The 25962-nt window shown below is 37.9% G+C and carries 29 protein-coding genes and 1 pseudogene; 12 read left to right on the top strand and 18 right to left on the bottom strand.

Annotated features, from left to right (window positions below):
• Window positions 1-16 precede the first annotated feature (16 nt).
• Window positions 17-1396, top strand: coding sequence for an MATE family efflux transporter (locus AC3CH7_RS16270; protein ID WP_012294375.1), 1380 nt, complete (start codon window positions 17-19; stop codon window positions 1394-1396).
• A 323-nt stretch (window positions 1397-1719) separates the two neighbouring features.
• Window positions 1720-2898 carry a Ger(x)C family spore germination protein gene (locus AC3CH7_RS16265; protein ID WP_012294374.1) on the top strand — a complete coding sequence of 393 codons (1179 nt, stop codon included), beginning with the start codon at window positions 1720-1722 and terminating at the stop codon, window positions 2896-2898.
• A 28-nt stretch (window positions 2899-2926) separates the two neighbouring features.
• Here the strand turns inward: AC3CH7_RS16265 and AC3CH7_RS16260 are convergent, their stop codons facing one another.
• Window positions 2927-3487: an AAA family ATPase gene (locus tag AC3CH7_RS16260; RefSeq protein WP_488381644.1), complete on the bottom strand. Its 561-nt coding sequence runs from the start codon at window positions 3485-3487 to the stop codon at window positions 2927-2929.
• A 96-nt stretch (window positions 3488-3583) separates the two neighbouring features.
• On the opposite strand from AC3CH7_RS16260, the gene AC3CH7_RS16255 reads away from it, so the two are divergent.
• Window positions 3584-3889 (top strand): hypothetical protein, encoded by a 306-nt coding sequence (locus tag AC3CH7_RS16255; RefSeq protein WP_012294372.1) that lies wholly within the window; start codon window positions 3584-3586, stop codon window positions 3887-3889.
• A 32-nt stretch (window positions 3890-3921) separates the two neighbouring features.
• Here AC3CH7_RS16255 and AC3CH7_RS16250 read toward each other — a convergent pair whose 3' ends face one another.
• From AC3CH7_RS16250 to AC3CH7_RS16240, 3 genes are all read right to left on the bottom strand, one after another.
• A complete protein-coding gene (locus AC3CH7_RS16250; protein WP_012294371.1) occupies window positions 3922-4950 on the bottom strand; it encodes a serine hydrolase domain-containing protein in 1029 nt (342 codons plus the stop codon).
• Window positions 4951-5164: 214 nt separating this feature from the next.
• Window positions 5165-5494: a GNAT family N-acetyltransferase gene (locus tag AC3CH7_RS16245; protein ID WP_230584403.1), complete on the bottom strand. Its 330-nt coding sequence runs from the start codon at window positions 5492-5494 to the stop codon at window positions 5165-5167.
• Window positions 5495-5694: 200 nt separating this feature from the next.
• Entirely contained in the window at window positions 5695-5829 is a 135-nt protein-coding gene (locus AC3CH7_RS16240) for a hypothetical protein (RefSeq protein WP_257216129.1), read from the bottom strand.
• A gap of 186 nt (window positions 5830-6015) precedes the next feature.
• On the opposite strand from AC3CH7_RS16240, the gene AC3CH7_RS16235 reads away from it, so the two are divergent.
• Window positions 6016-6546 carry a GNAT family N-acetyltransferase gene (locus tag AC3CH7_RS16235; RefSeq protein WP_036216087.1) on the top strand — a complete coding sequence of 177 codons (531 nt, stop codon included), beginning with the start codon at window positions 6016-6018 and terminating at the stop codon, window positions 6544-6546.
• Between the two features lie 51 nt (window positions 6547-6597).
• Complete coding sequence (locus tag AC3CH7_RS16230; RefSeq protein WP_036168217.1) at window positions 6598-6870, top strand: hypothetical protein; 273 nt, start codon at window positions 6598-6600, stop codon at window positions 6868-6870.
• A 62-nt stretch (window positions 6871-6932) separates the two neighbouring features.
• On the opposite strand, the gene AC3CH7_RS16225 is transcribed toward AC3CH7_RS16230, so the two are convergent.
• A complete protein-coding gene (locus AC3CH7_RS16225) occupies window positions 6933-7403 on the bottom strand; it encodes a GNAT family N-acetyltransferase (protein ID WP_036161589.1) in 471 nt (156 codons plus the stop codon).
• 184 nt (window positions 7404-7587) lie between these two features.
• Between AC3CH7_RS16225 and AC3CH7_RS16220 the strand changes: the two genes are divergently transcribed.
• From AC3CH7_RS16220 to AC3CH7_RS16210, 3 genes are all read left to right on the top strand, one after another.
• Window positions 7588-7797: a YjcZ family sporulation protein gene (locus AC3CH7_RS16220; RefSeq protein ID WP_031418153.1), complete on the top strand. Its 210-nt coding sequence runs from the start codon at window positions 7588-7590 to the stop codon at window positions 7795-7797.
• A gap of 709 nt (window positions 7798-8506) precedes the next feature.
• Window positions 8507-8629: a hypothetical protein gene (locus tag AC3CH7_RS16215; protein ID WP_257216131.1), complete on the top strand. Its 123-nt coding sequence runs from the start codon at window positions 8507-8509 to the stop codon at window positions 8627-8629.
• Window positions 8630-8951: 322 nt separating this feature from the next.
• Window positions 8952-9293, top strand: a complete 342-nt coding sequence (locus AC3CH7_RS16210) for a hypothetical protein (protein ID WP_031418152.1) — start codon at window positions 8952-8954, stop codon at window positions 9291-9293.
• Between the two features lie 846 nt (window positions 9294-10139).
• Here AC3CH7_RS16210 and deoD read toward each other — a convergent pair.
• Both deoD and AC3CH7_RS16200 read right to left on the bottom strand, forming a co-directional pair.
• A complete protein-coding gene (deoD, locus tag AC3CH7_RS16205) occupies window positions 10140-10847 on the bottom strand; it encodes a purine-nucleoside phosphorylase (protein WP_031418150.1) in 708 nt (235 codons plus the stop codon).
• 111 nt (window positions 10848-10958) lie between these two features.
• On the bottom strand, window positions 10959-11177 hold the full coding sequence (locus AC3CH7_RS16200) for a YozE family protein (protein ID WP_031418149.1): 219 nt from the start codon (window positions 11175-11177) through the stop codon (window positions 10959-10961).
• Between the two features lie 247 nt (window positions 11178-11424).
• Here AC3CH7_RS16200 and AC3CH7_RS16195 point away from each other — a divergent pair, with 247 nt between their 5' ends.
• Window positions 11425-13266 carry a methyl-accepting chemotaxis protein gene (locus AC3CH7_RS16195; protein WP_031418148.1) on the top strand — a complete coding sequence of 614 codons (1842 nt, stop codon included), beginning with the start codon at window positions 11425-11427 and terminating at the stop codon, window positions 13264-13266.
• Window positions 13267-13484: 218 nt separating this feature from the next.
• On the opposite strand, the gene msrB is transcribed toward AC3CH7_RS16195, so the two are convergent.
• From msrB to AC3CH7_RS16170, 5 genes are all read right to left on the bottom strand, one after another.
• Window positions 13485-13913, bottom strand: coding sequence for a peptide-methionine (R)-S-oxide reductase MsrB (gene msrB / locus AC3CH7_RS16190; RefSeq protein ID WP_012294357.1), 429 nt, complete (start codon window positions 13911-13913; stop codon window positions 13485-13487).
• Window positions 13906-14439, bottom strand: a complete 534-nt coding sequence (msrA, locus tag AC3CH7_RS16185) for a peptide-methionine (S)-S-oxide reductase MsrA (RefSeq protein WP_031418147.1) — start codon at window positions 14437-14439, stop codon at window positions 13906-13908. The genes msrB and msrA overlap by 8 nt, the downstream gene beginning before the upstream one ends.
• A gap of 12 nt (window positions 14440-14451) precedes the next feature.
• Window positions 14452-15033 carry a YpmS family protein gene (locus tag AC3CH7_RS16180; protein ID WP_012294355.1) on the bottom strand — a complete coding sequence of 194 codons (582 nt, stop codon included), beginning with the start codon at window positions 15031-15033 and terminating at the stop codon, window positions 14452-14454.
• A gap of 4 nt (window positions 15034-15037) precedes the next feature.
• A complete protein-coding gene (locus AC3CH7_RS16175) occupies window positions 15038-15967 on the bottom strand; it encodes a GDSL-type esterase/lipase family protein (RefSeq protein WP_227256843.1) in 930 nt (309 codons plus the stop codon).
• A 198-nt stretch (window positions 15968-16165) separates the two neighbouring features.
• Window positions 16166-17008, bottom strand: a complete 843-nt coding sequence (locus AC3CH7_RS16170; protein WP_031418146.1) for a DegV family protein — start codon at window positions 17006-17008, stop codon at window positions 16166-16168.
• A gap of 274 nt (window positions 17009-17282) precedes the next feature.
• Between AC3CH7_RS16170 and trhA the strand changes: the two genes are divergently transcribed.
• Entirely contained in the window at window positions 17283-17918 is a 636-nt protein-coding gene (trhA, locus tag AC3CH7_RS16165; protein WP_036168196.1) for a PAQR family membrane homeostasis protein TrhA, read from the top strand.
• A gap of 123 nt (window positions 17919-18041) precedes the next feature.
• Here the strand turns inward: trhA and AC3CH7_RS16160 are convergent.
• From AC3CH7_RS16160 to AC3CH7_RS16150, 3 genes and pseudogenes are all read right to left on the bottom strand, one after another.
• A pseudogene (locus tag AC3CH7_RS16160) lies at window positions 18042-18341 on the bottom strand (transposase); the annotation flags it as partial.
• A 256-nt stretch (window positions 18342-18597) separates the two neighbouring features.
• Complete coding sequence (locus AC3CH7_RS16155) at window positions 18598-19092, bottom strand: HIT family protein (protein ID WP_488381487.1); 495 nt, start codon at window positions 19090-19092, stop codon at window positions 18598-18600.
• Window positions 19093-19151: 59 nt separating this feature from the next.
• Window positions 19152-19628, bottom strand: a complete 477-nt coding sequence (locus tag AC3CH7_RS16150; protein WP_031419846.1) for a dihydrofolate reductase — start codon at window positions 19626-19628, stop codon at window positions 19152-19154.
• Window positions 19629-19789: 161 nt separating this feature from the next.
• Here AC3CH7_RS16150 and AC3CH7_RS16145 point away from each other — a divergent pair, with 161 nt between their 5' ends.
• Together AC3CH7_RS16145 and AC3CH7_RS16140 are read left to right on the top strand one after the other, a co-directional pair.
• The gene (locus tag AC3CH7_RS16145) at window positions 19790-20707 is read left to right on the top strand and encodes an alpha/beta hydrolase (RefSeq protein ID WP_036168167.1); all 918 of its coding nucleotides are present in this window, start codon (window positions 19790-19792) and stop codon (window positions 20705-20707) included.
• 62 nt (window positions 20708-20769) lie between these two features.
• Window positions 20770-21966, top strand: a complete 1197-nt coding sequence (locus AC3CH7_RS16140) for a class I SAM-dependent rRNA methyltransferase (protein WP_036161571.1) — start codon at window positions 20770-20772, stop codon at window positions 21964-21966.
• An 86-nt stretch (window positions 21967-22052) separates the two neighbouring features.
• Here AC3CH7_RS16140 and AC3CH7_RS16135 read toward each other — a convergent pair whose 3' ends face one another.
• From AC3CH7_RS16135 to AC3CH7_RS16125, 3 genes are all read right to left on the bottom strand, one after another.
• Window positions 22053-24041, bottom strand: coding sequence for a S9 family peptidase (locus tag AC3CH7_RS16135; protein ID WP_488381488.1), 1989 nt, complete (start codon window positions 24039-24041; stop codon window positions 22053-22055).
• Between the two features lie 71 nt (window positions 24042-24112).
• Window positions 24113-24790 (bottom strand): precorrin-3B methylase, encoded by a 678-nt coding sequence (locus AC3CH7_RS16130; protein ID WP_488381489.1) that lies wholly within the window; start codon window positions 24788-24790, stop codon window positions 24113-24115.
• 52 nt (window positions 24791-24842) lie between these two features.
• Entirely contained in the window at window positions 24843-25838 is a 996-nt protein-coding gene (locus AC3CH7_RS16125; RefSeq protein WP_447402943.1) for an ABC transporter substrate-binding protein, read from the bottom strand.
• Window positions 25839-25962: the final 124 nt, after the last annotated feature.

Here is a 25962-nt window from a genome sequence, read left to right as displayed (position 1 = left end):
ACTCAAGAGGAACATAATGATGAATGCACAAATGTTACAAGACGATCAAAAGCTTCGGAAGGCCTTTTTAAATTTTTTAATTCCGGTTATGTTGGCAAATGTCCTACAATCCGTTGGGCAGGTTTTTGCCATGTTTTTAGTGGGGCGTAATTTGGGTGTCGATGCATTAGCAGCGATTTCAGCCTTTTTTCCATTTTTCTTCTTTTTAATGGCATTTGCCATTGGTATTGGATCAGGTAGCTCCATCTTAGTGGGGCAAACCTTCGGGGCTGGTAATCATGCTAGGATGAAGGAGGTTGTTGGTGTAACGCTCGCCTTCACAACGATTTTATCCATTGTTGTGGCAATCTTTGGTGGCTTTTTTATTGAATGGATTTTACGTTTTATGCAAACACCGGCTAATATATTAGATATGAGTATTAGCTATGCCCAAATTTTATTCTTCACGTTACCAATTATGTTCTGGTATATGGTGTATACAACCTTTATGCGTGGAGTTGGTGATTCGAAAACACCATTCCTATTTTTAGTAATCAGTGTTGTGTTAAATATCGCCTTCCTTCCTCCATTACTTTTCGGTTGGTTTGGCCTGCCTGCATTTGGCTTAAATGGCGCTGCTTATGCGTCTGTGCTATCAAACCTAGTAACAATGATTCTGTTACTGGCATATTTGCATAAAACCAAGCATTTACTCCGTTTAGACAAATCTATTTTACAGCATTTTAAATTAAAGAAAGATATTTTAGCTTCATTATTAAAGCTAGCGATTCCATCTAGTATTAGTATGGTTGCTATATCTGTGGCAGAAATAGCTGTCATAGGCTTTGTTAACGTTTATGGCTCCAATGCAACTGCAGCTTATGGTGTTGTGAATCAGGTGGCTAGTTATGCACAGGTACCTGCGATGAGTATTGCTATTGCCACATCTGTATTTGTCGCTCAAGCATTAGGAGCGAATTCTACAGAAATGATTAAAAAAATTCGCCAAATGGGTGTTCGTATTAACTATCTTTTAGGTGGTGCGATTATACTTATCATGTATCTATTTGCTGAGCCAATTTTGGCCTTTTTTATCGATTCACATGATACTGTACTCATTGCCAAAAATTATTTATATATCGCCTTTTGGAGTTATTTAATTTTCGGTCATACACAAACGGTTTCAGCTACGATGCGTGCAACAGGCGTCGTTTTATGGCCTACAATTTTCTTAGTTATTACTATTTGGGTAGTTCAGGTACCGTTAGCGTTCCTATTATCCCACCACACTTCATTAGACTTAAATGGTGTATGGCTCGCCTACCCAATTACCTTCTGTGTACATTTCATTATGCAATATACCTACTTCAAGCTAGGCTGGCAAAAACGAACATTAAAAGCAATGCTTAACGATTAAAGGATTGAGGACATGAAAAGAGCTCATGTCCTTTTTTCTATAAACACAAAATGACCAGGTGCTCGTCAGTGAGCCCTGGTCATCTTGTGAAAAGTGAATTTTACTACCTTGCTTTAGTTTTTTGTATTCTACTAATGAATTAGGCGTATATCGTTTAAAAAAGTTACAAATAAAAAAATATTTTTTTCATCTTCTTCGATTTATTTTACCCCAAGGTTTAATAGACAATTAAAACATATTGAATTACCCTACTTTTTTTTATAAAAACACCACCTTTTGTCCAAGCTATTATTATAAAATAGCTACTTGAGAGTGGAGAAACCATGAAAACAACCTTCAAATTTATAGTGATGATTTTTCTTACAACCCTGCTCGCAGGTTGCTGGGATATTACAGAGCCACAAAGAATGTACTATATCAATGCAGTCGGTGTTGATTACGTTAATGATGAATATGAGGTCTATTTACAAATTATTAATTTTGCAGATGTCGCTAAATCCATTCAACCCAGGTCAAATACTGAACCTGCTGAAATTGGTCATGCCAAGGGAAAAACCATAGAAGAAGCTATCTACAAATTGTACCGATCGTCTGACCAGCAAATTTTTTGGGGGCATATGAGATATATTATCTTCTCAGAGAGAGCCATGGAAAATGAGCGGTTTATCCCAGTTATTGATACGTTTATTCGCTTTCGAGATACAAGATATCAAATTTGGATGTATTGTACAAAGGAATCAGTGAACGATGTCCTCCTTGTCTCACCAATATTAAAAAATTCACTGTCTTCTTCAAAACTAAGTAACCCAATCAACCCAACAGAACAAGAAACGTTTATTGAACCAAAAAATTTACGAGAAATCGTTATTGGGTTAAATGAGCCAAACCACGAAGTGACTGTACCTTATGTCTCCATCAAAAAAGATTGGCAAACGGTCGATGAAAAGGTAGAAGAAACGTATTTTTCAGGTGTCGGTATTTTGTCGAAAGACGGCGTAAAAGGTTTTTTGAAGGATGAGGCTGCTAGAGGTAATCAATGGATGCATAATTACACAAACCGAGGTGAAATCACCTTTAAATTAAGAACTGACGGTAACGAGGAGTTGACCGTTAGTATTAATAAATTACAAGTAGAAAAAATACCTATTGTAAATAAAGAGGATGTTTATTTTGATGTGGAATTAAAACTTCATGCAACCGTCCAAGGCTTTAAAGGGAAAGTCAGCGAAAAGGAATTGAAAAAACAAATTATTCAGGAAGTGAAAAAGGAAATCAGAGAAACCTATACGGAGGGATTAAAATTAGATGTAGATATTTTTCGATTATCAGAGGTACTCTATCGAGATAACGTCAAAGCATGGAGAAAAATAGAAAAAGAAGGAAAAATCCCTTTACAAGAGAACTCTATTCGTAAAATATCTATTGATGTTCAGCAAATAAATCCAGGACGCAAAACGTTTTCAGAAATCATTAAAGTTAAAAGACAGGGTTCTCCTGAATAAAAAACGCTTGGGAGCCAAGCGTTTTTTTTTATAAGTGAAATTGCTCTTGGACTATTTTTGCTACATCTTCCGCACTTAAATTTGTGCTGTCTATCTTTATATAGTTTGAGAATTGGATTTCGTCCTCTAAAGAGTTCAATCTGTTTTTCTCTATTGAGGTTAACAAGTCATTTTCAGACCAAATAAGGTCCCTTTTTGAAGGCTTATGCTTCAGTCTATTCGAGCCTTTATTGCGATGCAGTCTTTCTTCTAAAGCAGCCTCAAGCTCTACATAGTATACCTTGCCCCCTTTGGATTCAAAAAGCTCAGTAACCCCCTTTACATAATCCCAATCGTCTTGAACATCGAACGCCCAAACAAATGTGAAAATTAATCCATATAAATGACTAGCTGAAACTTCTTTGAAAATCTCCTGTCGAAATAAATTGACTAATCTCTTCCCCTCTTTCGTACCGTAGTCAAATAAATGACTAACTAAATCAATTGTCATATGATTATGAAATAGCTTTAAATTAGTTATTTTGGCTAATTCCTGCCCAACTGTCATTTTCCCAACAGCTTGAGGACCAAATATAAGGACAAATTTCATTTGTTACCTCCTAGAAAATGCTCTTAATTTTTGAGTATAAAATAATTTTCACAGCAAATAATAGTTGTAAATAGTTCTAATCGAGGTGAAAAATAAATGGAACATTTCCCACTAATACATACGAACTTTTGGGATGCCGTCATCGCTGTTCCAGTGGTGATGATGCTAACACAGTTGATGAAAAAGCTATGCCATATTAAACCTTTTTGGGTTCCCTTCATCGCTTTAGTTATCGGCTTACTCATTTCCGTCTTCATCAGCCATCGCCACCACCTGTTAGCTGGCTTGTTTATGGGCTGGTTTTATGGCTATGCAGCTATTGGTAGTTATGCTTCCTTGAAAACCTCTTATATTACATATAAGCAGAAAAAACTAAAAAAACAAAATCGGTTTTCCCCTTAAATTTGTTAGGGACTACGTACAATTCAAAGTTCTTAAATTAAAAATAACCCCTCTTCTATCCCTCTCATCATATCGATTGCTCCATTTGATTGATTGGAACAGATCACTACCTTGAAAGAGGATTCTGGATAATATGCCGAGTGGAAGCATACTCCAGGATCGTACCCCATAACATGATATTTCAAAATAGATTGATGACTATTTTTCTTAATCCAGATGCCATGTCCATAACCACTACTTTCACTCATTTCTACATGTGCTAATAGAAGTTGCTTCGTTAAAGCTTCATTTAGTAGTTCAAAGTTCATCAGAGCATCCCATAACTTCGCCATATCACCTACTGTGACAAATGCTCCCCCATCAGAACCACCTTTGACAGGTAATGAGTAGATATTTGTTTTCCATGTACCATCTGCATTGTCGATATAGCCTAAGGCCGTGTTAGAAGGTAGAGCGTCCAATGAGAAATAGCCAGATTCCGTCATCTTTACACGATCAAAAATAAATTGTTGAATGTAATCTGAAAAGACCATACCTGATATATGCTCAACAATTAATCCTAATAAAATATAACCTGCATTATTGTAGTGAAATCTAGCACCTACTTGATATTTCATAGGACGATTTTGGAATAAAGGTAAAAAATCACTCAATGTTCGAAGCTGATACATTGGATTTTCAATCCACAACTCTTCAAAATCATCCATTTCCTCCTCATCAAAATAATCTGATATCCCTGATGTATGCGTCAGTAAATGATTAATCGTTATTTCCTTATCAAAATGTGGAAATGACTGATTGAGACATTCACATAGTTTAGTGTCAAAAGAAAGTTCTTCTTGTTCTATTAGCTGACAAATAGCTATTGCAGTAAAAATCTTACAGCCAGAGGCAATACCAAAACGAGTTTTTGCATGATTTTTGATTTCCTCAGAACGATTTGCATACCCAAAACTTTGGTTGACTACGATACCCTGCTTTGGATTCTCTACAAGCACGGTACCTGAAAAATTAATCTTCTGTTGAATGTCCAGTATGATGTTATCTAAATTTGTATTCATCCATTTTCTCCTAATTTAATTAAATTTTTTTTAAATAACTGTTCACTACCGCACCATAAATTTCCCCATAACGATGACGTTTCACATTGTTCTCTCTTATGGATAAGGTAAAGGGACCAATTACTAACACTCCGAAAATCTTTTTAATAGATGCCGCTCCTTTCTTCCCTATGTAGATGGATAATTTATGACGTATTTAATTGAAAGCTGTATGCTACAATGTAGGACCCGTTAATAGGCAGGCAAACCGCTCCACACCTGGGTATTTTTCTCCTAAACTTGTCATGTGAAATCCTATCTTTTTATAAAAAATCACAGCATCTCTATCCGTTTCGGCATAAATGGAAGAAAATGAATGATGATGGTGAATAGACTGAACCATCCTACGCCCAATTCCTTTCCCACGATGCGCTGGCGATACGGCTATATGTTTAATGACACACGGATGTGCATCACCTATTTCAATTCCTATACAGCCAACAAGTTCTTGATCCATGTAATAGCCATATAAATTTCCATGCCAGGGAATGTACATACAAATCATATGCCTGATCCACCTTTGCTTTGGATGTGGCATAGGATAATAATACTTTCACTGCGGGTTGAATAGGATAAGGTTGAATAATTTCCAATGCACTCTACCTTTCTATTATGGTTATACAGATAGACCTTGTTTTATTTCATAAAAGCGTTGGGATGGATGAATTATCCCTACTCCCTTAATAAGGATATAGTCGAGGCATGTTATACGTTGTTTCTTTTTTTCCACAACACTAAAACAAACATTAGTAGAAATAAAAAAGTCATGCCGATCATAATCACTGAAAGTGGATCAACAATCATAAAATAGCTGTCTCTTACCTGATAGCTGCTACTCATGGTAAACCTCCTATTTCATAAGTGATATGTATGTGTTTCTTATTCTTGTACCAAGAAATAACGAATGATTGCGGTGTTTGTAGGTTTCTGCACTAATTTGCACGATACGTATCTCCTATTTTATATTATCCATCCAAATAATGGTATGTTATATTACTTAAAAGATAGATGTTGGGAGGGTTCATGATGAAAATTAGAAAGGCAATCGTCGAAGATGCTACAGGTATTGGGACAGTACATGTCGATAGTTGGAGAACAACCTATAAAGATATAATTCCAGATGAATTTTTAGAAAAATTATCTTATACACAACGAACACTTTTATGGGAACGTCATCTCGAAGATCTTACTAAATTTATACTTGTAGCTGAAAATGACGACGGAGATATTATTGGCTTTTCTTCTGCGACTCAAAGAGAAACAGCACCTATTCCCAATTCCATTTATTTAGAAACACTCTATCTCCTAGAAGCCTATCAAGGGAACGGACTAGGTAAGCTTTTATTGAAAGAACTATTTCTTTTCTTTCAGCAGAAAAACTATTCCAAAATATATGTAGAGGTGTTGGCTGACAATACATCAAAATATTTCTACGAACATTTTGGCGCAAAGCTTTTAACAAGCCTAGACATCAATATTGGGGGCAAAGTAGTAGAGGAGCTAGTTTATGAATGGGATGATGTCAATAAAGTAGTAGAACTATTATGGGATGCATAAAAGCACCCAAATGAATTGGCAGCCTTTAACTACAGATTAGGAGGGTTGAAATTGGCGATTGGCGTTGTTGTTATTGCTTTGGTGTTAATCGTATCTATCGTTTTCATTATATGTCTCGGTAAATCGAAGAAAACAACATTCATTATTTGGGGAATCACTTTAATGGTAGTCATAGCACCACTGTTTGCCTGGGTGGTTTCTATTTTGTATGGCATAAAAGAAGGCGACGGTTTTGCAGCAGTAGGACTCATGGTCATCTTGTTCCCCTTTTTATTTCTCATTGGGCTGGTTATACTTCTCGTCGGTGTATTCAAAAAATTTTAATATATACCACTCCTGTTTATATTTTACTTCTTTAAAAATAAACAGGAGTACAGTTAGAATGCTTAAATTAAAATCTTCTCAAAGCTTAGGATAACTTTATCTTCGTAAATTCTCTCGTCAAACTGTATAAAACCAAGCGAAGTCCAGAAGTTGACAGCGCCTTTATTAGTAGAATGTACTGCGATATGAATACAGTTTGCTCGTTGACTTCTCATTAATTCCTCGTACATCATGTATATTTTTTTGGCATATCCTAAACCTTGATATTTTTTATGGACCGCCAATAGACTGATCCAAGGTTTTTGATGACGAGGGCTTAACATGCCATAATCCAAAATAGCTAGAAAGTCATCCCCTTTTTTTACCAAGTATCTTTCAACCTGTAATTCTTCTGTTTCTTCATGTATAGCTAGAATATCCTCATTCCCAAGAACCTTTTGATCATAGGCGATTAAATTATATTCCTGATTTGAGTTCATAATATCCTTTTCGATTTCCACGAATGTCCTATCATTTTTATGAAAGGTAAACATTTTTTATTTCTCCTTTTCTTTTGCTAATTTTATAGTACCTCAAATTGGAGTACATTGGCGTTTATTTATGTATCCAGGATAGACCTTATCTATCCGTGACTCTTTTTTAGCTGACATTAGACGAATACCCCACTCCCTTCAATGACAAATTACATACTATAAATTGAAGAAAGGAGAGGTTTTCATGGGATATTACGGAAACGTAGGAAATGCAGGATATTATGGTAGTGTAGGTAATTACAATTGCTGTTACAGCGGTTATGGTAATGAGTATAACATGGGCTACTGCATGGACCATGGCAAAGGTAATAGTTCAACATTTGTCTTAATCGTGATTCTATTCATTCTACTCATCATTGTTGGCGCAACATTCATGCAAAAAGAAGATTGCTAATCATTAGTGATAAGAGATAACTATAACTTCTTTTGTCAATCATCCAAGGGTCCTTTACAGCCAGGTGGCCCTTGGATTTTCACTAAGAAAAAAAAGAAAAACAACCGACTAACATTTGTCGGTTGCTTCACAAATTACGATATTAGTCTTGAATAGCTGGCTCTAATGCGACAACCATCATGTCGTTGAATTACTTGTACTTTTTTAAAGAACAGGATACTTCATGAATGTTGATTTAACAACATTCTACACTATTTAAAATACAACTAAAATTGTTTACCTTTTTATTACGTTAACTAAATATAAGAGGTTGGTCGCTTTTGGTCACCGAAAGTCGACTGCTTTTAAAGGAGACCGCCAGTAAAAAGGTGGTCTCTTTTTAATTGCCCCAGAACTTGTAGGATTGCTTCTGTATTTCAAAAAGATATTTACCATTTCACCACTATCTTATTCATCACATCATAAGTGGTTTGCTTATGCCACCAGTTGCCTTTAGTCAAGTAACCCCAATTCCGTATTGTGCTGTTTTTGCCCCTATAACCATTTCTGCTCGCATTTTTTTGATGGTGGTAACCTTTGTATCTCAATTCGAGCTGTAGCGTGTGAAGACGCTGAAGCTTTCTCTTTTTCAATCGTAAATTTGAAACCTTTTCCATTTGCATCCGTAAATTAATTACAACACTTTTTCTTTATAATAGGAGGTATTTAAATGGACTCTTTTGCACTTATGGCTTTTTCTTTTGCTTGTTTGTCATTTGTCTTTGCTATTTCAGCTGATTCTAAAATCAAAAAATTAGAAAAACGTATCGACGAACTCGAAAGAAGCCAGTAATTTCTTTAAAGCATACATACATAATAGGCTTATAGAGCGATGTATTTTAATCGCTCTATTTTGTTTATTCCTCAATATGTCCGTTTTCTTTTGATCTCTCCATATTATATTTTGCAACTACTAGGGTATTTTGTCTTTTTATATGGATTCACCTATGTTTATAGATTCACTAATAATACATTTTCTACTAAACAATTCACACTTTACCTTTGTTTTTAAAGAAACTTGATTAATAAGTCTATAGAATGTAGAAGCGTAATGCATATTATGAAAATGTAATCTGCAGATTATTAATCTTAAGTTAAAAGGAGGTGAAAATTACATGCCTTTAACTACTGGTCCAATTGAAAATACAGGAAATCTACCAGCTAATGCCTCTAGCGTTCGTATCAAAGTTCTTAATCTTACTGGAGGTTTATTAACAGGAGTAGTAAGGGTTTTCAGACTAAACGGCACGAGACAGTTATTATCAACAACTCCTTTTGCTGCTAATGCCAACGCTTCTACATTTGTAACTCCAAGTGTGAGTGGTTCTGCTCAATATGAGGTTGAAATTGTTCCTAATCAAACTGGAGGATTATACAGTGTGTACGGTCGAACAGCTTCAGGTGTAATTATCGATGCCCAACGATTTGTAAATTCAGAATTAACGCAAATTCTTTAATTTTATAAATCTATGCTTAAAAACGTGTGAGCCTTATTTTTAACAGGCTCTTATTGTGGACTAAAGGTATAAAGAAGTGCACTCTTTATACCTTTAGTTATTTTTTAGCCCTTTTATTTTTACTTATGGCAACGCTACTCTTTCTTTTTGATGGTCAATCGCCTCACCCAGCACTTGATGAAATTCTTTCATTACTTCCATACTTAATCCGGGTTCCGAACTTAACCTCATCCTCTATATTCCTGTTATCATCCAGCTTAAATTTTGAAATAGCAACATAAAAAAATTCCATCCAATTGATTAGTCTCAACCCGCAAAGAACAACCTTCACCCATCTTTTACACTCTTGTTTAGCTGCATGTGGTGAAGAAAAACAGGAGTGTAAATAGTAGGAGCCTATAGTCGTGAAATTACAGCAGACGAAAAAGAATATATTCAAATAGTAATGAATGGCGATTTCGATCCTTTAATTACTAAAACAGAAGGAAAAGCAAACGAAGTACAACAAGACTATAACAATCTTGCATTAGCATACGAAAAATTCAATGGTATAGATGAAGACCTACCGAGTGTATTCACAACAGCGACTCAACTAAAATACGTTTACGTAGTTGAGAGACTTGAGAAGATAAAATATATATCAGATGAGATTAAAGAAAAAGTTATTTAATTAAAAATTGTAGCACAAGATAAAGAGGAACAGTGGAGTTAACTATAGTCACTTAACTATGAAAGATAAAGAAAAAGCAACCGACTACTTTAACTCCATTTTACAAAAATGGTCGTTTTTTGGTCGGTTGCTTTTATTAAGGTATTTCATACATGTTGAAAACGCTGTTTTATCAACTAGTCTTGAATAGCTGCCTCTAATGCGACAACCATCATGTCGTTGAATGTTGTTTGACGTTCTTCTGAAGTTGTTACTTCACCTGTAATGATGTGGTCACTTACTGTTAGAACAGAAAGTGCTTTACGGCCAAATTTAGCGGCTAATGTGTAAAGAGCTGCTGATTCCATTTCTACAGCTAGTACACCGTATTGTGCTAATTTTTCATTTTGATGCTCATCTGAGTAGAATAAATCTGCTGTGAAGATATTCCCTACTTGTAAGTTAAGTCCAGCATCTTTCCCTGCGTTATACGCTTTCAATAATAGGTCAAAGTCTGCGATTGGTGCGAAGTCGATAGCTCCACCCCAAATGATTTGGTTCATACGTGTATCAGATGTTGCTGCTTGTGCTAAAATCACGTCACGCACTTTCACATCTTTTTGAATTGCACCACAAGTACCTACACGGATTAATTTTTGAACATCATATTCTTGCATTAATTCTGTCGCATAGATTGAAATAGATGGCACACCCATACCAGTTCCTTGTACTGAAATACGTTTGCCTTTATACGTACCCGTATAACCAAACATATTACGTACCTCGTTGTAGCAAGTTACATCCTCTAAAAATGTTTCCGCGATGTATTTTGCACGAAGTGGATCTCCTGGAAGTAAAATTGTGTCAGCGATTTCACCTTTTTTTGCATTAATATGAACACTCATACTGCAATCCCTCTTTTCTGTCAGTTATCACTATAAATAATACTGTGTTTCTGTCATTTACGCAATGCTAGACGTCTAGCAACTAAAAAATTATTTATAGTTTTCGTACAATTATGCCTGTCCCTCATATAATTCCCACAAATGATCAAAAGCTTCAATTGTTAAATTTTCTGTAGCATAGGATTCAATGTAGTTGGATAGTTCGTTAAAGTCTGTGCTTTGCTTTGGAAAATTATGCTCATGAAACATTTCCTCTGCAAACCGTACCTTAGGGTCTGACCAGTCGCCGCCCCGAAATGTTAGGACATATAAATAAAAACTTTTTTTCATCACACAATTTCCCCTTTTCTTGCATTTACTTTTCGATAGTGTATCAGAAAAACCGTTATTCGTCATAATTTCCACTACTAAGATATATTACCTATCCAAGGTTTTAGCACTATTTTCTTGGACAATCCTGACTTTTGTCACAGCTATAGCTATCAGAAAAATTTAAATTTTTAGAAAAAATAATAGAAATATCTAGTAAAATAAGATAAAATGGAAATCGATTACTAAAAATTAGGAAGGTGATGCGATGAAAAAGACTAAGAATATTCATGATGCAGCAAAAAAACGCCCGACTCTCTTCACTTTTAGCTTTTTTAAGAGAAAGAAAGCTTCTATACAAGAGAAAAACGGGATCAATCCCCGTCCTAATAGAGTAAAACGACAACGTTTTTACCATTTAATTAGAGGAAAAGTGCTTATGATGTTCGCACTTCTTATTGTAATTAATGGTGTAATGGGTATATTGTCTTATGTCAATATACAGAAGCTTCAGCAGGAGATGGAGGATTTCACTAAGAAGAATGTCTTAGAGCAGTTAACAGTAAATCAACTTGCGTATGAGATTGCAAGGCTGACGAATTTGGAACAAAGTTACTTAATTACAGGTAATGGCATTTATTCTACTTCATATCATTTGAAAATTGATACTATTAATAAAAAATTAACGGCTTTAAATGAACAATTTCAGGATCGGGAAGTTGAGCTTGGTCATATACAGGCCATTGACCAGTATTATAGAAATTACTTGGATTATTCAAAAAAAGTGATGACTATGCGTGATGAACTTGGTCTTGAGCAGGCCCGTAAGCTTATGATGGGGGCTACTGGGGAAACAATGAAAACCCATATTGATAATAATATTGAATCCATAAATATTGTAATGGATGAATCGAATAAAGCTAAATTAGACAAGCTTAATCAACAAGTAAACCTTTCGATCACTACATTCTTTATCGTATCTATTATAGGGTTTTTAGCCATTGTTATGTTTGGTTTTATGCTCTTTAAATCTTTGAAACGTAATACACAAGCGATTAATGACTCCATCCTTGATATTGCTCAGGCAGGAGGCGATTTGACGAGGCGTGTGAAAGTGCGAAATCATGATGAATTTTCCATTATTGCTGCTTCCACAAATACGTTGATTGAATCCATTTCCAATTTAATTCGACGTGTAAGTGAACTGGCTGATCATGTATCAAGCAGTAGTCAGGAGCTCATGTCGCTAGCAGATGAAAATGCTCGTACCATTCAAGATATTGCGGATGCGACTGCAGATATTGCAAGCGATAGTGATAATACCATTTCTAGTATGAATAGTGCACAACAAAAAATGAGTGATTTAGAGCACTCTATGCATCAATTGAACGAACAAGCCAGTGCCGTACATCGTGCCTCTATAGCCATGCAGCAAGCAGCCGATGAAGGAAGCCTTTCTGTGGAGCAATCTTCGCTTGTTATGCAATCAATCGAAGAAACTATGGCTTCCACAACATCCACGGTCGAGGCTTTAGGTCGTAAATCTGCCGACATTACATCAATCATTGGTACCATTACAGCCATTTCCGAGCAAACAAATCTACTAGCTTTAAATGCAGCGATTGAAGCGGCTCGAGCTGGCGAGCATGGTCGAGGTTTTGCCGTGGTAGCGGATGAAGTTCGAAAACTAGCTGAGCAATCCCAAAGTGCTGCCAAGGAAGTAACTGCTATCGTGACATCTATTCAAGATGAAGTTACATCTATTATTGCTCAAAACCATGAAGGAGTCACTACGGTCATTCGAGGCGTAGAAGTAACCAATGAAACCAATCAATCTTTGGCCAACATTTTATCGCATACACAAGAAACAACAACGATAATTGCAGCCATGGTGGATAAAATTGCATCTACACTTGACTTTAGCAATGCCGTAGCGAGCGACTTCATTCACGTCAATGCCTATGCTGAGCAGTCCGCGGCTAACACCGTAACATCCGCCGCCGCTGCCACACAGGGCTCCGCTTCCATGCAGGAAATCAACGCGGCTGCCACTGAGCTTGCTCAACAAGCTGACAGCCTGCGAAATCTAGTAGGAGCATTTAAAGTTTAAGTTTTTTCTAAACGTTATTGTAAATTTAAGAGGGAATCCTTCCAATGAAAGGATTCCTTCTTATTTTTTGAGGAGGAGATGCTTCAATATGGCGAGGTGTGAATCAGCCAAGGTCAGAGGTGCTATCCGCTCGTTCTATCCTCACTTCACACATTCTATCCTCTACTTAGTTAATGCACAAAAAAACCTAGCAAGGTCGCTCTTGCTAGGATGATATTTTATTTGAATAATGATAGGAATTGGCCGTAGCCTTCTTTTTCTAAATCTTCTTTTGCTACGAAACGTAGGGATGCTGAGTTAATGCAGTAGCGTAAGCCTCCTAGTTCACTTGGGCCGTCTGGGAAGACATGTCCTAGATGGGAGTCTGCTTCTTTACTGCGTACCTCTACCCGACGCATACCGTGGGAAGTGTCGAAGTGTTCAGTTACTTCTTCTTTTTGGATGGGCTTTGTAAATGCTGGCCAGCCACAGCCTGAGTTGTATTTATCCAATGAGCTGAATAGTGGTTTCCCAGAGACGATATCTACATAGATGCCCTCTTCAAAATGCTCATCAAACTCATTACGAAATGGTGGTTCTGTCCCATTTTCCTGTGTCACATAATATTGCATGTCTGTGAGTTCTTTTAAACGTTGTTCTTTATTCATGTTTGTTCCCCCAGTGGTGCTCTTGAAACGCTCGGCGACCACTTCCAACCGAATAGCGTTCATAGTGCATTGGATTTTTCTTATAATAATATTGGTGATAGTCCTCAGCCGGGTAAAATGTGCTAGCAGGTAAGATTTTCACCATGATCGGTTTATCAAATTTTCCAGAGGCTTCTAAATCAGCCTTTGAACGCTCTGCTAGTTGTCGTTGTTCTTCATTATGATAGTAAATGGCTGTTGTGTAGGATTCGCCACGATCGTAAAATTGGCCTCCTGCATCTGTCGGGTCTATTAAGGTCCAATAGATGGATAGTAGTTGCTCATAGCTATAAAGATCATCATTGTATACGATTTGCACGGCTTCTACATGTCCAGTAGTTTCTGAGCACACTTGCTCATAGGTTGGATTGACAACATGTCCACCTGTATAGCCTGATAGCACCGACTCAATGCCAGGTGTTTCGTCAAATGGCTTGACCATACACCAAAAACAGCCTCCTGCAAATGTTGCATATTGCTTTGCCATTCATTTCACTCCTTATTCACCAGGAACAATAATTTCTAATAAAATTTTGTCATTTGGTAAGTCTAATTCTTTAGCACGGACACGTGATCCTGATGCTATGTTAATTCGCGATAAATCAATATAGATTTCTGCTTTATTGGGGTTCACGGTAATCCAAGAAGGGAATTCCACCGAATCCCGCATAATTTTCATGGTCGTCTCCGGCGGAATGTTTAATAGCCCGACATTCATTCCCGTCTGCTTTAAAATAATATTGCCCTTGTCATCCACAATTGGATCAAAATTCATGGAAATCGGGATTTCCGTATAAAACACGGTAAGTGTGCTTCGTAATTGAATATCATCGCCGATTGTAAAATCAAGTGGTAAAGGCGAGCCTTTTGCTGCATCTTTTAAATATTTTTTGGAAATCGATTCTAATTCCTTTGTTGTGGTTTGCACCACGAGTACATTCCCTTTGCTTTCACTTTCACCTGCTGAACTCTTCGCAACATCGACTCCATCTACTGGTCTAGTTGCTAAAAAAACGACGAGGAGGATTGCAAAAAGCACTGTGCCTGCTAAGGCGAAAAACGCGACTTTCCATTTATTCATTTTGTCACTCCTCGAAGCCTATTGCCTTGTTAATCTTTTCTTCCATACCACACTGCTCCATTGCTGCTAGTATACGTTCTGTCATTTTTTCATATCCCTTTGCATTGGGGTGGAAAAAATCTGTATGATAGACGAGCTCTTCATTTGAATCAAATAAATCCTCCACCGATACGTAGCATGCATTGGAATCTTCGCTCGCTACTTCCTCAATCACATTATTCCATTCTGTGATAATTGTATCGAATTCATTCGCCTCATTGGTCACAATCGAAAATGGATTGTAGAATCCAATGAGTAGGATAGGCACTGTCGGATTTTTTGCACGAATTCCTTCAACGATTTTGCTATAGCGCTGCTTATAGGTCCGCAATTCTTTATCGAATGCGTCACGCTTCAGATTAAACAAATCCTGTTTAACCACTTTCATGACATCATTGCCACCCATTGTTAAAGAAATGAGCTGCGCTTGCTGCAACTCTTCATCATAATGCCCTTTTTTCACTAATTTTAGTAGCTGATCACTACGTCTGCCCCGTTTGCCACGATTATCAACATCCACCTCGGAAATCGAAGGCCACGTAAGCAATGAATCTGCTAATCTTCCTACATAACCGTCTTGACTATACTCATCACCGACACCATCTGTTAATGAATCTCCCAGTGCCAAGTAATGCAGTTGCTTTGCATTTTCTTCATCAATTTGCGATAAATCCTCTGCTGATGGCTCAAAAAAATGTTCAAAAATTTGCGTCAGCATATTCTTGGAGGTTTTTTCCTCTTCTACTGTTTGTTGCTCATCCTGCGTCATATCTTGCTCCGTTTCTGCTTGCTCGCCGTCAGGCTCTGCTTGCGGATTCGGCTCATCGATTGATATTGCACAACCACTTAGTACTAAGACGATCAAACATGACAACATAAATCGCCAAATGTCCATTTGACCACCTTCCATCCCTTTCTGTACCTTCTATTATAGAATAGTTCATACCCTAATGAAAAGTGACTTACCCTCTGTTCTCCATAATTTTGTGTTGTTGTCAAATTTCCTCTTTTCCAAATGCCGAACAAGCATCCAGCTAAAAGGTAAAAAATGAAAAAAAGCCACTACATTTACTTATGTAGTAGCTCCTCACTATTATTCTGCAAAATAAATAAATCCGATTGCACCTGGTCCAGTATGTGTCGAAATAATTGGGGATGTAAAGGCAATCTCAACTTTATCAAAACCAGTTCCTTCGATTAACTCTTTTAATGGATTACCCATTGTGATGAGGCCATCTGCATGAGAAATACCGACCGTTTTAACTGTTTTCCCAGCCGTATCTGCTTGGAATTGTTTAAATAAGTAATTCACAACCTGTTTATGGCTACGAACCTTGGAAACAGGATTGTAAACGCCACCCTCTAGGTTAGCAATAACTTTGATGTTCAGCAATGAGCCGATAAAGCCCTTTCCTTTACCAATTCGACCGCCTTTAATTAGATTCTCAAGGGTATCCACAATCACATACAAATGTGTGTTTGCACGTACTTTATCCAGACGGGCCACGATGTCCTCAACCGTTGCTCCAGCATCGCGCATTTTTATAGCCTCACGTAGCTGGATAGCTAGACCAATTGCAATAAAGCGTGAGTCAATCACAGTCACATCGGCGTCTGTCATTTGAGCTGCTTGTCGTGCTGACTCCACCGTGCCACTCATACCACCTGTCATATGGATGGATATAATTTGATCGCCATCTTTGCCTAACTCATCATATAATTCCTTAAATTTCCCTGGTGCAGGCTGCGAACTTTTCGGCAAATTTTTAGCATTTTTCATTAAGCCTAAAAAAGGTTGTGGCTCTAAATCCACACCATCTATATATGTTTCACCATCAATTTGAATTGTTAATGGCACGATATGTATGCCATGCTGTGCTACTTCTTCTTTAGTTAAATCACAAGTTGAGTCCGTTACTATATGAATTCGTCCCACTTCGACACATCCTTTTACTTCATTAAAATTTATTATATAGACTAATGAATCATTATGTAAACATGACATTTGTCATTAGGTTAAGCCTTGATTTCTTTAGAATGTAAACGCTACCTTTGATACTATAGCGTTTCCTTTATCTCTTGTCTATCAAAGCCCCTAAAAGAATATGACAGCCTTATGACATTTTTGATATGAAATATATGACAAATGTAAATGTTCATATATAAATTATTGGGGTATAGTAAATACATGAACGAAAGGAGTGTTGTAAATGATTGATTCATTTGACTATAAATCTTGGAAGGAAGAGCTGTGGAATGCCATTACACACGGTATTGGTTTTATTGCAAGTATTCCGGCTCTAGTTGTTTTACTGCTTACAGCTGTGCAAACAGGTAATGCTCTACATATTACTACTTTTAGTATTTTTGGTGCCTCTGTCATCATCTTGTTTTTAATGTCCACATTGCTACACAGTATGCCAGAAAAATATAAACACTTTTTCGCTATTTTGGACCACTCGTCCATTTACATTTTAATTGCTGGTACGTATACGCCGTTTTTATTAATTGCCGTTGGTGGCACATTAGGTTTGACTTTGTTATGTATTATTTGGACATTGGCTGTCCTAGGTGTTCTTTTTAAATGTTTCTTCATCAATCGTTTTGAAGTCCTATCTTTAATATTTTATATTGGCATGGGCTGGTTAATCATTTTTGCTATTAAGCCCGTTTATCTATACTTAGGCTTTTACGGCTTTGCTTTATTGCTAGCGGGTGGGCTGTTTTATACGATTGGTGCCATCTTTTATGCTTGGCGCTCTCTACCTTATAACCATGCAATATGGCATCTTTTTGTGCTAGCTGGCTGTGCTTCCATGTACGCTTGTGTGTACTTCTATTTATAAAAAAGTCGCTCCCTTCATAAGAGGGCACTGAAAAACTTATGTTTTCATAAAATCGAACCTTTTTCAGATAAAAATAAGGCACTTCTTGTTCAATTTTGAACAGGAAGTGCCTTATTTCTGTCTCACTGGATCTTCTGTTGCCATATCCAAGTAATAGTTGAATGACATATCATACTTTGAGCGCTCTACTAGGTCGACGTCTGATACATCATTCATCGCTTTTAATAATAAGTACTTAATCATGCGAATTGGAGGAATGGTATTACGTCCATTATCTAAACAATATTTTGTTTTTAGCTCTTCTAAAAAAAATGAAAATTCAACAAGTTCATTGACCTGGCGAAGCATGTTATCTTTTGGCACAACAATATCATAGATTGCCATGTATGGACTTAAAGTAAGGGTTTCCTGATTTGAAATCATTGGGGCTCCACCTACATATTCATTCTTTTATGATAAAGGAAAGTGTGACTAAAATAATAGTATGATACATTGCGTTGTTTGCAGAAGCATCGCTCGACTCCTGCGGGAAAGCGAGACAGACGAGACCCCGCACGAAGCGAAGCGTAGGAGGAGACTCGGCGCTCGCCCGCGGAAAGCGAGCGGAATGCTTCGGAAAACAACAGTAGAGTCACAGTGCCAAATGAAAAAAAGATATGGACTTTTTCAGTGCCCTTCTTCACAAGGAGCGATTTTTTATGGAATCTCTTAAAAGCTTAATCGCTTCCCTTACTTCTTTTTCATGCTCCTCATTATTCATATTTTTCCTGGCATGAAGTAACACGGGCCTCAAGGATTCAACGGATCGCCCGAATGCATTCATCCATTCATAGCGGGGCACCATCCAAATGTGGAAATGATGAGTCATATCTTCGTTGTAAAAATAATAAACGTATGCTATGCCCAATACTTCCCTTTGAGCTTGTCTTATTTTTGTTAAGAGATGGATGTAATCCAGTTTTTCGTCATTATTTAATTCATCCAAGCAATGAATATGACACTTTGAGGCTACTATAACTAATCCCTTTATTGGATAAGCTATATCCTGATGGGCGTGAAAATAATCCGTTTCAATTAGAACACCCCCATTGGGCTCGATTTGTCCACTTATGATTGCACAGCTCAAGCAATCAACATAAACATTTTCTCCACTCGATAATACTATGTTGCGCATCAATATCTCCCCTAAATATAGAAGTAGCACGGTCTAGCAAAACCGTGCGTCTCTCCATGTTATTTACGTTCAAAAATTTGATATTGGAATGTATAGCCTTCTGAAGCTGTTTCAGGCTGTTCAGCAGCAACCTCTACAAAATCCTGCTCATAGCTTGGGAAAAAGGTATCGCCCTGAAAAGAATGATTGATTTTCGTAATATATAAGCGATCTGCTATTTCCATCGATAAACGGAAAATTTGCTCGCCGCCAATAATCATAATTTCCTGTACATCCCCTGCCATTGCTATTGCTTCTTCTAGGCTTGTCACAATTTCAATGCCTTCTGCACGATAATTTTCATCTCGTGTAATAACAATATTACGACGTCCTGGTAGTGGACGACCAATGGATTCAAACGTTTTTCGGCCCATAATCATTGGCTTGCCCATTGTTTTGTTTTTAAAATACTGCAAATCTCCAGGTAAATGCCAAGGCATTCCGTTATTATACCCAATTACATGGTTGTCATCATGTGCCACAATTAAAGAAATCATACTGTCCCTCCAAATACTTTCTTCCCTTTTATTATAAACACAATTCAATCATTTCACCTCTTTTATAAAAGATTTTTCTTTTTCTACAATTAAATCCTAGTAAAATTATATGAATAGTTTATAATATAAGATATAAACGTCAAGATAAAGGAATGATGAGGATGACTACATTAAGAAAAGAAGCTGTTCATTATATTCAAGCTCAGCATGGTGTGACACCTTACTATCAAGTCACACCACAGGAAGCTCGTGCGATGCGGACGGTTATGCCATGGCAATCCGTACACAAACCAACACTTGCGTCCATACAAGAACAAGCAATTACAGTGCGTGATGGTGCTCAAATTACGCTACGACTCTATATCCCTATTCATCACCAACCATTACCGGTTATTGTCTATTATCATGGTGGTGGCTGGGTATATGGTAATTTAGAGTCAGTTGATGCTGGCTGTCAGCTATTAGCAGAACAAGCACAAGCTATTGTCGTTTCAGTAGATTATCGTTTAGCTCCAGAATTTCCTTTTCCAACTCCATTACAGGATGCCTACGATAGCTTAGTATGGGTGCATGACCATATCAAAGCATTTGGCGGCGATGCTGCTCAGTTGACGGTTGCTGGGGACAGTGCCGGCGGAAATTTAGCAACGGTCGTGACCCACTTAGCTGCTTCTTCGGGTGGTCCGTCTTTGCAAGCACAAGTACTCATTTATCCCGTTACGAATGTAGATTTCACGACCGTATCCTATCAGGCTTATGGTGAAAATTTCGGCCTCGATAAAAAAGGTATGCAATGGTTTTCTCAGCACTATACAGAGGAATCCAACTATGCGAATCCATTTGTATCTCCTCTACAACTTGAGGATGTAAGCCATATGCCTAAAACCCTCCTCATTGCAGCAGAGGCAGATGTACTCTTTGACGAAGGTTTAAGTTATGCCCAAAAACTGGTGGACGCAGGAGTACCTGTAGAGCATATGACCATGTCTGGTTTGATTCATAGCTATTTTAGCAAGATGCATTATTTTGAAGAGGCGACCATCGAAACAGTGGCAAAAATTGCTGAATTCCTGAAATAAGTTTGGCTATCCCGTCCAAACAGTGCGATAATAGAGCAAAACGTTTTTTAAAGGATGACAACATGACACAAACAATTGCCCTACAAATAAAGCAGCCTTTTGCTGATCAATTAAAAAAAGGCTACCCATTAATTTCAAAAGATGCGGTGGATGCACGACAACTCCCTTCCGAGCAAGGGACACTACTTAAGCTGATGGATCACCATAATCGTTTTATTGGTACAGGTTACTTCGGTATTCAAAATAAAGGGATTGGCTGGGTCTTGACGACTGATATCAATGAAACCATCGATAAAGCTTTTTTCATTAAAAAGTTCAAAAAAGCCATACAACTCCGAGAAGCATTTTTCCAGAATGAACATACAACAGCCTTCCGTGTTTTCAATGGTGAGGGTGATGGCATTGGTGGCCTAACGATCGATTTCTTTAATGGCTACTATATGGTGAGTTGGTATAGCGAGGGTATTTACTCATTGAAAGAAGTCGTTTATGAGGCGCTTGCTGAAACCATCAACTACCAAGCTATTTATGAGAAAAAACGATTTGATGGTAAAGGCCAATATATGGAACAGGATGATTTTGTTATGGGGACTCCTGGCGAATTTCCAATTTTGGTCAAGGAAAATGGGATGACCTATGCAGTCCATTTAAATGATGGTGCGATGACAGGGATTTTTCTTGATCAACGGGAAGTACGATTAGCTATTCGTGAGCGCTATGCAAACACAGCCAATATGCTTAATACCTTCTCCTACACAGGGGCATTTTCAGTAGCAGCCGCGCTTGGAGGAGCTATTAAAACAACAAGTGTTGATGTTGCGAAGCGCAGTTTAGCCAAAACAATTGAGCAGTTTAGCGTCAATCAAATTGATTATGAAGCCCAGGATATAAAAGTAATGGACGTTTTTCATTATTTTAAATATGCACAGCGTCACGCATTAAAATTTGACCTTGTTGTCTTAGATCCACCTAGCTTTGCTCGTACAAAGCAAATGACGTTCTCAACGGCGAAGGACTATCCAAAATTACTGAAGGATACAATTGCGATTACAGCCAAAAATGGTATTATTGTGGCTTCTACAAATAATGCAAGCTTCGGTATGAAAAAGTTTAAAGGATTTATCGACCAAGCATTTAAAGAGACTCGTACACGCTATAAAATTGTAGAGGAATATGGTTTACCAAAGGATTTCCGTGTGCCTCGTGAATATCCTGAATTTAATTATTTGAAGGTCGTTTTTATTCAAAAAATCGACTAACTGATCTAGAATCACACTTTGCTGTGATTCTTTTTTTCGATAAAAAAGGCTTAAGAAGTATGTTCACTTCCTAAGCCACCTCTTTGTTAAAGTTTTTCCACAAACCAATCTCGTATATATTCCAGACGATGAATTCTTAATGTTGGTTTTCCGCTTCTTGACAGTTCATGATTCGATTCAGGGAAGCGGACGAATTTTGTTTCTTTCTTACGATATTTCAAGGCGATAAATAATTGCTCCGCCTGTTCAATCGGACAACGATAATCTTTTTCACCGTGTAAAATGAGCAACGGTGTTTCAACATTGTCTACATACTTCAATGGAGAATGATGCCATAGCTTCTCCATATTATCGAGCCCCGCTTGTATTTGCCAGTCTGTAAAGTAATAGCCGATATCACTCACACCTGCAAAGCTAATCCAGTTTGAAATTGAGCGTTGTGTAACTGCTGCCTTAAAGCGGTTCGTATGCCCAACAATCCAGTTGGTCATAAAGCCACCATAGCTCCCACCTGTTACACCTAGTCGATCCTGATCAATGAAATCATAGTGCTCTAAAGCATAGTCCACTGCAGCCATTAGGTCTTGATAGTCATTGCCACCATAATCACCACGTACTGCATCCACAAACGTTTGTCCGTAGCCATGACTTCCGCGCGGATTTGTATACAGCACCGCAAAGCCTTGAGCAGCTAGGATTTGGAATTCATTGAAATAAGTGTTGCCGTACATCGCATGTGGACCACCATGGATTTCAAGAATAAGAGGATATTTCTTCCCTTTTTCATAGCCCACTGGCTTCATGATCCAGCCATTGACCTTCCAGCCCTCAGCTCCTTCAAACTCAATACTCTCAGGAACAGCTATCTCTCTCGTCTTTAAAACTTCTTCATTGACGGTTGTCAACCGTTCTTTTTCACCCGTCTTTAAGTTGACGTAATATAAATCGCCCGGATTTGTTGTCGTACTTATTGCGACAACTGCTTGGTCATTTTGAGCATCTAATGAAAATCCATAAACATATTGATCATCGTGAATAGCTGGATAAATCTCTCCATCCACATTACCAAAATAAATTGCCGCATTGCCGTGATCTGTTACTTGAAAGTAGAAACTATGATTATCATTCATCCATTGCACAGGTGGAGCTGCTACCCCTTGCAGGAAATCACCGATGACATAGTCACCGACAGGGGCATCAAATTCACTTGTGGCACAGTTGAGCAGATTTTGTTCCATATCATAAATCCATAGCTTCGCTTGTGTGGCATTTTCAAACTCACGTTTTCCCCCAACGAAGGAAAGGAAGCGGCTATTAGGAGACCATGATGTTTGGTAATAAGAGCCAATTCCCTCGGTTACCTTGCGACTCTTTTTTGTTTCTATATCTAATAAGTAAATATCCGCATTAAATGAAAAATCTAAATCCTCTGCTTGATCTGCTAAGTACGTAAGATAGTTGCCATCGGGCGACCATGTACTCAGATGGCAATGCTTGTTCCCTTCTGTCATTTGCTCTAAGTCACCAGATTTTAAATCGACAATAGCGATGTGGGTATGCTGGTCCATATCCGTAAATCCACCAGCATCTGATTTATGTTTCATCTTATCGATTTCTAGCGGCTTTAGTTCTTTTTCTTCTTTCTTGTCATCTTCAACTTTATCTAGAATAGTTTCATCTTTACCGAGCATAACGGAAAAGGCAATTTTCTCTCCACATGGAGACCAGACAGGCGTTGACGCACCGTTTTTACAATACGTTACTTGTTTTGCCTCCCCACCTGTTTTCGAAAGCACAAAAATTTGCGGCTTGCCTGATCTTGTAGAAGAAAAAGCAATTTGACTGCCATCTGGCGACCACACAGGAGAGCTTGTCCGATAGTCACCATATGTCCATTGCTGAGGACGTTTGTCTTTTAAATTCATATAAAACAAATTAGATATATAGTCCTTTTTCTTCTCATCAATACGTGTCTCTACATAAACTACCTCAGTCCCATCAGGTGAGAGCTGTGGATCTGCCACTGATTTCAAGCGATAAAGATCCTCTGGTTGAATCCCTTGTTTAGATGTCATGTTCTTGCTCCTTTGTATTGTCATTTTCTATGCTCTACTACAATATTTCGACACCCTAAGTATTATTCCTGCTACTCGATCGATTTTTTTACTAGTTCCCAATCCGCATTCGATTTTGTTCTGCGATAAAACTTATAAAAAGGTTCATTGGAACGAGCTTGGTCCTGATAAAGACGAATGATTTGTAGCAAAAAATTTTCAATATGGTCGATCCTTACTCTCTTTGCAAAGAGAGTACCCGCCTGTGCTTTCGTCCCCATAGGAATGGCTCCTAGATAAACATCAAAGCTCTCATGCTGATAGACCAAACCGATGTCATCATATGTGGGATTATAACAGGCGGATGCACAGCCATTCACATTGACTCGCATTCTTGCAGGCACGGTTATACCATCCAACGCCTGATAGAGCTGTTCTGTTTGAGGAACTGCTTCCATTTTTTCACCGTCACAAAAATCACATGCTTTCATAACAATATGAGGCCCTGACGATGCAACAAACAGTCCAGCCTCCTGTAAGGCACGGGTAGCTTCAGTTAATTCACTAGAGGGAATCGATAATAATATGCTATAGGAAGCCGAGTATTTAATGGCTCCCTTCTCTCCTACAATTTCTGCTATTTTTTGAAATTGGGCTGGTGTGTAATGCTTATTGATAATGCCAGGGCTTACTGCTAATCGCGAAAATCCACCTTGCTGATTAAGGGTCTCAAATGTTTTATCTGGTATGTTTTGACGAAATGCGTTCAATAGTTATCGCTCCTTAAGAAAAAGGAGCTAGCACTTTGCTAGCTCGAAATTTTTAAAAGTTTTCTGGGTAGAAGCCCTTAGCTAAAATTTGAATGGCCTCTGCTGCACGGACCCCTTCAGATGCCGCTGAAAGTGGAAGGATGACAAAGCGATCATTTTTGACTGCTTCCATTTCCTTCAAGGCTGGATCATTTTTTAAGAAATTTATCTTTTGTTCAGCCGTTGTTTCACCATAATTAATTATGACAACCACCTCTGGATTGCGATCTACTGCATCTTCCTTCGACACGGTTGTCCACCCTGACTCCACATCTCCAAAGATATTTTGACCGCCAGCGATTGTCACCAGCTCATTCATAAAGTTTTGGCCAGCTGTGAATACATCTTTTTCACCACTGTCAAAGACTAGAACACGTAAATTTTCTCTATCTTTTGGTAATTTAGCTTGAACTTCTTCGACATCTTTTGTCATTTGTTCAATGAATGCTTCGCCGCGATCTTCCACGCGGAATATTTCTGCAATATGACGAATATCAGTGAAAATATCCTCTAATGTTGGCTTTGTCATATTAGAAGCTGTATGTAAATACGTATGAATTCCTAATTCCTCAAGCTCCTCTGGTGTTCCTACACCTTTTTCACCAAAGCCACTTTTCCAGCCTGCATACAAGAAATCTGCCCCGGCATCAATGACTTGCTCCTTCGTTGGGTATTGATCTGAAAGAACAGGAACTTTATCGTAGGCTGCTTGAAGCGGCTCGTAGATTTCGTCATCTAAATAAGCAGTCCCTACCATGGAATCCTCTAGCCCTAATGCAAGCATAATTTCTGTTACATGCTGATTTAAGCTAATTGCCTTTGTAGGTGCTTCCTTATAGGTTTGGGTAGTTCCATTATTTTTAATGATTACCTCAGTCGTTGTCGCCTCAGACGGTTCAACTTTTTCAGTTTGCGTTGCTGATTCAGGCTTGTCCTTTGTACCACACGCTCCTAAAACTGCGATGAGCGCGATGAGCATGACCAGCCATATACTTCTCCATTTTTTCATGTCCTTTTCTCCTTTGTTGTCATAAATATAGAAAGAAATCAGAGACTTCTTTGCTACCAGGATCATTGGAAGGGCATAAAAAAACCCTCTTGTCGCCAAGAGAGTAGCATAGTGAAAAAACGGT

The organism is Lysinibacillus sp. F12, assembly GCF_057773605.1.
This window is presented reverse-complemented; position numbering and strand designations above follow the sequence as displayed.

Bases quoted from the DNA above. Each gene is read 5' to 3' on its own strand.
- AC3CH7_RS16245 (WP_230584403.1), bottom strand. From the start codon at position 5,494: ATGATTTGTATGTACATTCCCTGGCATGGAAATTTATATGGCTATTAC.
- AC3CH7_RS16200 (WP_031418149.1), bottom strand. From the start codon at position 11,177: ATGAAAAAAAGTTTTTATTTATATGTCCTAACATTTCGGGGCGGCGAC.
- AC3CH7_RS16145 (WP_036168167.1), top strand. From the start codon at position 19,790: ATGACTACATTAAGAAAAGAAGCTGTTCATTATATTCAAGCTCAGCAT.
- AC3CH7_RS16175 (WP_227256843.1), bottom strand. From the start codon at position 15,967: ATGGACATTTGGCGATTTATGTTGTCATGTTTGATCGTCTTAGTACTA.
- AC3CH7_RS16210 (WP_031418152.1), top strand. From the start codon at position 8,952: ATGCCTTTAACTACTGGTCCAATTGAAAATACAGGAAATCTACCAGCT.
- AC3CH7_RS16270 (WP_012294375.1), top strand. From the start codon at position 17: ATGATGAATGCACAAATGTTACAAGACGATCAAAAGCTTCGGAAGGCC.
- AC3CH7_RS16180 (WP_012294355.1), bottom strand. From the start codon at position 15,033: ATGAATAAATGGAAAGTCGCGTTTTTCGCCTTAGCAGGCACAGTGCTT.
- AC3CH7_RS16250 (WP_012294371.1), bottom strand. From the start codon at position 4,950: ATGAATACAAATTTAGATAACATCATACTGGACATTCAACAGAAGATT.
- AC3CH7_RS16255 (WP_012294372.1), top strand. From the start codon at position 3,584: ATGGAACATTTCCCACTAATACATACGAACTTTTGGGATGCCGTCATC.
- msrA (WP_031418147.1), bottom strand. From the start codon at position 14,439: ATGGCAAAGCAATATGCAACATTTGCAGGAGGCTGTTTTTGGTGTATG.
- AC3CH7_RS16140 (WP_036161571.1), top strand. From the start codon at position 20,770: ATGACACAAACAATTGCCCTACAAATAAAGCAGCCTTTTGCTGATCAA.
- AC3CH7_RS16215 (WP_257216131.1), top strand. From the start codon at position 8,507: ATGGACTCTTTTGCACTTATGGCTTTTTCTTTTGCTTGTTTGTCATTT.
- trhA (WP_036168196.1), top strand. From the start codon at position 17,283: ATGATTGATTCATTTGACTATAAATCTTGGAAGGAAGAGCTGTGGAAT.
- msrB (WP_012294357.1), bottom strand. From the start codon at position 13,913: ATGAATAAAGAACAACGTTTAAAAGAACTCACAGACATGCAATATTAT.
- AC3CH7_RS16150 (WP_031419846.1), bottom strand. From the start codon at position 19,628: ATGATTTCTTTAATTGTGGCACATGATGACAACCATGTAATTGGGTAT.
- AC3CH7_RS16135 (WP_488381488.1), bottom strand. From the start codon at position 24,041: ATGACATCTAAACAAGGGATTCAACCAGAGGATCTTTATCGCTTGAAA.
- AC3CH7_RS16125 (WP_447402943.1), bottom strand. From the start codon at position 25,838: ATGAAAAAATGGAGAAGTATATGGCTGGTCATGCTCATCGCGCTCATC.
- AC3CH7_RS16225 (WP_036161589.1), bottom strand. From the start codon at position 7,403: ATGTTTACCTTTCATAAAAATGATAGGACATTCGTGGAAATCGAAAAG.
- AC3CH7_RS16240 (WP_257216129.1), bottom strand. From the start codon at position 5,829: ATGAGTAGCAGCTATCAGGTAAGAGACAGCTATTTTATGATTGTTGAT.
- AC3CH7_RS16235 (WP_036216087.1), top strand. From the start codon at position 6,016: ATGAAAATTAGAAAGGCAATCGTCGAAGATGCTACAGGTATTGGGACA.
- deoD (WP_031418150.1), bottom strand. From the start codon at position 10,847: ATGAGTGTTCATATTAATGCAAAAAAAGGTGAAATCGCTGACACAATT.
- AC3CH7_RS16220 (WP_031418153.1), top strand. From the start codon at position 7,588: ATGGGATATTACGGAAACGTAGGAAATGCAGGATATTATGGTAGTGTA.
- AC3CH7_RS16155 (WP_488381487.1), bottom strand. From the start codon at position 19,092: ATGCGCAACATAGTATTATCGAGTGGAGAAAATGTTTATGTTGATTGC.
- AC3CH7_RS16260 (WP_488381644.1), bottom strand. From the start codon at position 3,487: ATGAAATTTGTCCTTATATTTGGTCCTCAAGCTGTTGGGAAAATGACA.
- AC3CH7_RS16195 (WP_031418148.1), top strand. From the start codon at position 11,425: ATGAAAAAGACTAAGAATATTCATGATGCAGCAAAAAAACGCCCGACT.
- AC3CH7_RS16265 (WP_012294374.1), top strand. From the start codon at position 1,720: ATGAAAACAACCTTCAAATTTATAGTGATGATTTTTCTTACAACCCTG.